The organism is Pseudomonas sp. XP1 (genome assembly GCF_053557675.1).
Window position 1 is genome coordinate 53877 of record NZ_JBNRIJ010000021.1, and the last position, 5220, is coordinate 59096.

The 5220-nt window shown below is 63.4% G+C and carries 3 protein-coding genes; 2 read left to right on the top strand and 1 reads right to left on the bottom strand.

What is annotated here, in order from left to right:
• The coding region (locus ACK1U9_RS17950) for a LysR family transcriptional regulator (RefSeq protein ID WP_449110070.1) at positions 1-857 on the bottom strand (857 nt) is incomplete at its 3' end.
• Positions 858-1049: 192 nt separating this feature from the next.
• On the opposite strand from ACK1U9_RS17950, the gene ACK1U9_RS17955 reads away from it, so the two are divergent.
• Together ACK1U9_RS17955 and ACK1U9_RS17960 are read left to right on the top strand one after the other, a co-directional pair.
• Positions 1050-3386, top strand: a complete 2337-nt coding sequence (locus tag ACK1U9_RS17955) for a TonB-dependent receptor (protein ID WP_449110071.1) — start codon at positions 1050-1052, stop codon at positions 3384-3386.
• A gap of 17 nt (positions 3387-3403) precedes the next feature.
• Complete coding sequence (locus ACK1U9_RS17960; RefSeq protein WP_449110072.1) at positions 3404-5080, top strand: aryl-sulfate sulfotransferase; 1677 nt, start codon at positions 3404-3406, stop codon at positions 5078-5080.
• Positions 5081-5220 lie beyond the last annotated feature (140 nt).

The window sequence follows — 5220 nt, forward strand, 5'->3', positions numbered from 1 at the left end:
AGCCCATACCCCACCCGGCTCACCACCCCATAACGGGTATAGAACGCTTCTTCCTGCTCCACCGTCAGGTCGGCCAGCTGCAATGCCACCAATCCCCCGTCGCGCTGATACAGCCGCAAGTTGGCATTGCAGGCAATGCCGATGGTGTCCGAATGCATCACCACATTCAGCAGTGCATAGCCATGCTCGCACTCCACCGTCGGCAGAAAATCCTGCCGCCCGCTGAGGTCGCTGAGGATCTTGCGAATGTTCGGCGGGCGGAAGGTAGTGGCCAGGGGGTAGTCGAATAGATCACGCGCCCGCACGCTCTCGCGCTCGGTCAACGGGTGCCCGACGCGGCAGCAGAAATGCCAGCGCTGCGGCGCCAGCTTGTGCACCTGGTAGTCCGGGTCAGACTCGAACTGACGGGTGTCTGCGACGAAGAACTCGATCTCCTCGGCAACCAGTTTGCGGTTCAGCGCCTGCCAGTTATCCACCTGGAAGCAAGTACGCGCCGCGGGGTATTCGGCGACGAAGCGTGCCACCGCCCGCGGTACCAGCCCCCCGGCCGGCGCCGGCCCGGAACCGAAGCGCACCACGCCGGTGGTGGCACCGTTGAACTGGTGTATCTCGTTGACCAGGTTGTGCGCCCCATGCACCAGCCGCCGCGAATGCTCCAGCACCAGCAGGCCCTGGCGAGTCGGCGCCAGCTCCTTGCTGGCGCGGTCCACCAGGCGGCAGCCAATGTTGTGCTCGAGGGTCTGGATGCTGCGGCTGAACGCTGATTGCGACAGGTTCACCGCAGCCGCCGCAGCAACGAAGCTGCGGTGCTCGACAAGGGCAATGTAGTGGCGCAGCTGACGGAGATCGATATGCATTTTTTACATTGAAACTTTCGGTCGAATGCAATTGCTGACAAGGGTTAGCCCCCTTATAAAGGGAGTCACTTATTCCACAAAATATGAATTACAAATATTTATATCGCCTAAAAGAATATAAGCCCGACTGACCGCGATTCGGTTCCGCCAACGGAAATGCTCGCCAGGGCCCATGCCTCAAGGAGCATTTGCATGTCCGGAGTTTCCCGCTGGCCTGCGCGCGCGTCGCGTTTCACCTTGCAACCCTTGGCCGCTGGCGTGCTGCTGGCGACGTCCTCTGCCACTTTCGCCGAAGAGCCGGTCAACGCCACCCCGGCGGTGGAGCAGGAAGCCAAGCTCGGCACCGTCACGGTCAATGCCCGCCGCCGCGAAGAAACCGCGCAAAGCGTGCCCACGCCGATCAGCGTGCTCGACAGCGAAACCCTGGAAAGCCAACGCATCTACCGCGTGCAGGACCTGCAGCAACTGGTGCCCAGCACCAACGTCGCCTACGTTCATGCCCGCCAGTCGAGCATCTCGATTCGTGGTCTGGGCAACAACCCCGCCAGCGATGGGCTGGAAGGCAGCGTCGGCATCTACCTGGACAACGTCTACCTCGGCCGCCCCGGCATGGCGGTGTTCGACCTGCTGGACGTGGAGCAGTTGGAGGTGTTGCGCGGTCCGCAAGGCACGCTGTTCGGCAAGAACACTACCGCCGGCGTGCTCAACATCACCAGGCGCAAGCCCACCTTCCACCGCGAGGGCAGCATCCAGCAGTCGATCGGTGAAGACGGCTACCTGCAAACCCAAGGCAGCTTCTCGGGGCCGATCAGCGACACACTGGCCGGTCGCATCAGCGCCTATCGCACCGAAGACGACGGCTATGTGAAGAACATCCACAACGGTGACGACCTGAACGGCGGCAAGCGCCAAGGCTTTCGTACCCAACTGCTGTTCAAACCGAGCGAAACCTTCAACCTGCGCTGGATCGGCGAATACAACGAAGAAGACTCCGACAACGGCATCCTCAGCCTGTACAGCACCGGCCCGACCATCAATGGCGTCAACCGCTACGAAAGCCTGGCCGCCCAGGCCGGCGCAACGTTGGTGTCGGGCAAGCACCGCAAGGTCAACTTCGACGCCGACCAGCAGGTGACGGTGTTCCAGGGCGGTACCTCGGTGGAGGCCAACTGGACCCTGCCCAACGACTTCACCCTGACCTCGATTACCGCCTACCGCTGGTGGGACTTCACCCCGCGCAACGACGACGGCCTCAACGTGCCGGTGTTCTACAGCGCCGGGGTATCGGTGCGCGACAAGCAGTACTCGCAGGAAATCCGCCTGGCTTCGCCCACCGGTGGTGCCTTCGACTACGTGCTGGGCGCCTACTACTTCAAGCAGGACCTGGACAACAAATCCTTCACCTACTACGGGCCGCAGGCGGATATCTGGAACCTCACCCCGGCCGGCGCCCTGGCCAACGTCGACACCATCGGCAACGGCCATATCGATACCGACAGCTACGCCCTGTTCGCCCAGGGCACCTGGCACATCACCGACCGCCTGGATTTCACCGCCGGTATTCGCGGCACCTATGAAGAAAAGAGCGCCTGGGTGACCCGCGATGCACCAACCGGAGGTGCGGCAGTAACCGGGGCAGCCGCAGCAGCGCGTCAGGCCCGGGTAGGGGCGTACGACTCAGGCGATCTCAACCAGTACAGTTTCAGCCCCTCTGGCCTGCTGGGCCTGAGCTATCGCTTCAACGAGCAGTTGCTGGGCTACGCCACCCTGACCCACGGCGAGAAGTCGGGCGGCATCAACCTTACCGTTGGCGCTGCGCCACGGCTGGGTACCGACTCGCTGCTGGTCGGCACCGAGCGGGTCAACAACGCCGAAGTCGGCTTGAAAAGCTCGCTGTTCGATGACCGCCTGCAACTCAATACCAACCTGTTCTGGGCCGAAGTGCATGGCTACCAGGCCAACGTCTACGACCAGATCAACCGCGTGCAGTACCTGGCCAACGCCGGCAGCGTGCGCTCGCGTGGCCTGGAGTTCGAAGCCACGGCGCTGCCGCTGCGCGGCCTCACGGTCAACTTCAACGGCTCGTGGAACGACGTGCGTTACACCGAGTACAAGGATGCCCCATGCCCGCCTGAGGTGAGCCTGGCCAACGCCACCGCCACTTGCGACTTGTCCGGCCACCAGGTGGTCGGCGCCTCCAAGTACATCGCCAACCTCAACACCCAGTACAAGTGGCAGGCCAGCGAGCACATCGAACCCTATATCACCGCCAGTTACGCCTTCCGCTCGAAGGCGGTGGGCACCATCGACGACTCCGATTTCGGCCAGATCCCCAGCTATGCGCTGGTCAATCTTTCCGCCGGTGTGCGCCTTGACCAGGGCGACGGCGTGGTCGACCTGTCGCTGTGGGTGAAGAACGCCGGTGACAAGACCTACTTCACCAGCCTGTGGAACTCCGCCAACGGTGGCTATGCCGGCGTGCTCGGCACCCCGCGCACTTTCGGTGCCACCGCCCGTTACGACTTCTGAGCACAAGGAGCTATGCCATGAATGCCAAGACCGAAACCCCTGTATTGCCTGAAGGCGCCTGCCTGACCGCCAAGGTTCCCGAACGTGACGAGGCGCTGCTCGGCGACGTGGTGGTCAACCCGTATCGCCTGGCGCCGCTGACCGCGATCATTCGCGACGGTGGGCGCAGCCTGAGTGCCGCGCACGTGCGCGTGCTGGGGCGAGGCGAGCGCGGTGTGGACATTGCCTACCAGGTGTCCGACCGTTCGTTGTGGACCTATGGCGGCATCCCGGTATTCGGCCTGTACCCGGACCACGTCAACCATGTGGAGGTGACCTACAAGCTCGACGGCGAGCGCATCCGCGAGCAGTACCAGATCTACGCCCCGGCCGTGCGCCTGCCGGTGGTGGCCAGGCAGACCGCCGCCTTGCCTGAAGTGCAGCCGGTCAAGGTAGCGCCAGGTTTTGAAAAGCGCCTGTACCTGTTCAACCACCTGCAGGGGGACATCCCGGGCGGGCGCGCCTTCAAGTGGAATGCCCTGGGCGGTGCGGCGGAATGGGACCAGGTGGGCAACAACTGGATCGCCGACAGCAATGGCGACGTGCGCTGGTACCTGGACATCGAGCAGATCCACGACTCCAACCGCCGCGATGGCCTGGGCGGCACCATGGGCTTCCAACAAACCCGCGATGGCAAGCTGATCTGGGGCCAGGGCCAGACCTACTCCAAGTACGACCTGCTGGGCCGGCGTATCTGGCAGCGCAGCCTGCCCGACAAGTTTGCCGACTTTTCCCATGAAATCCGCGAGACCGCCAATGGCACCTACTTGCTACGTGTGGGCACCAGTGACTATCGCCGGCCCGACGGCAAGCGCGTGCGCTCGATCCGGGACCACATCATCGAGGTCAACGAGGCCGGTGATGTGCTGGACTTCTGGGACCTCAACCAGATCCTCGACCCGTACCGTGGCGACCTGCTCGAAACCCTGGGAAAGGCAGCCATCCAGTTGCCGGCCGGGGTACAGAAACAGGACGAGCGGCTGGTCAACGAACTGGCCGAGGGTGACCTGCCCTTTGGTGACACCCCGGGGGTGGGCACCGGGCGTAACTGGGCCCACGTCAATGCGATCGAATACGACGCCGATGACGACAGCATCATCGTTTCAGCACGGCACCAGGGCGTGGTGAAGATCGGTCGCGACAAACAGGTCAAGTGGATTCTCGCCTCGCCTCAAGGCTGGCCTGAGCGTCTGCGGGCGAAAGTGCTGACGCCGGTGGCGAGCGAAGACTTTGACTGGTCGTGGACCCAGCACACCGCCTGGCTGACCGGCAAAGGCACGCTGACCGTGTTCGATAACGGCTGGGGCCGCGACTTTGCCCCGACCAGGCTGACCGGCAACTACAGCCGGGCGGTGGAGTACCGCATCGACGAGGCCAAGGGCACGGTCGAGCAGGTGTGGGAATATGGCAAGGAGCGCGGCGACGAGTGGTACAGCCCGGTGACCTCGGTGGTGGCCTACCGTCCGGAGACCGACACCCAGTTCATCTACTCGGCGTCGGTGAACTTCCTGACCCCGGAGAAACTGACCACCACCGTGCTCAACGAGGTGCGGCGCGGGACCCAGGAGGTGCTGGTGGAGCTGAAGGTGCACAGCCGACAGCCGGGCAGTGTGGGTTACCGCGCCTTGGTGATCGACCTGGCCAAGGCCTTCTGATCCGTCCCTTCCGGGAGGGCCGTCGGTCCTCCCATCACATTTCCTTCAGCTCGTTCGTCTAACCTGTACTGGCCTCTTCGCGGGTAAACCCGCTCCCACAGGTACTGCACAGGTTCTGAATGCTGTGGACATCCTGTGGG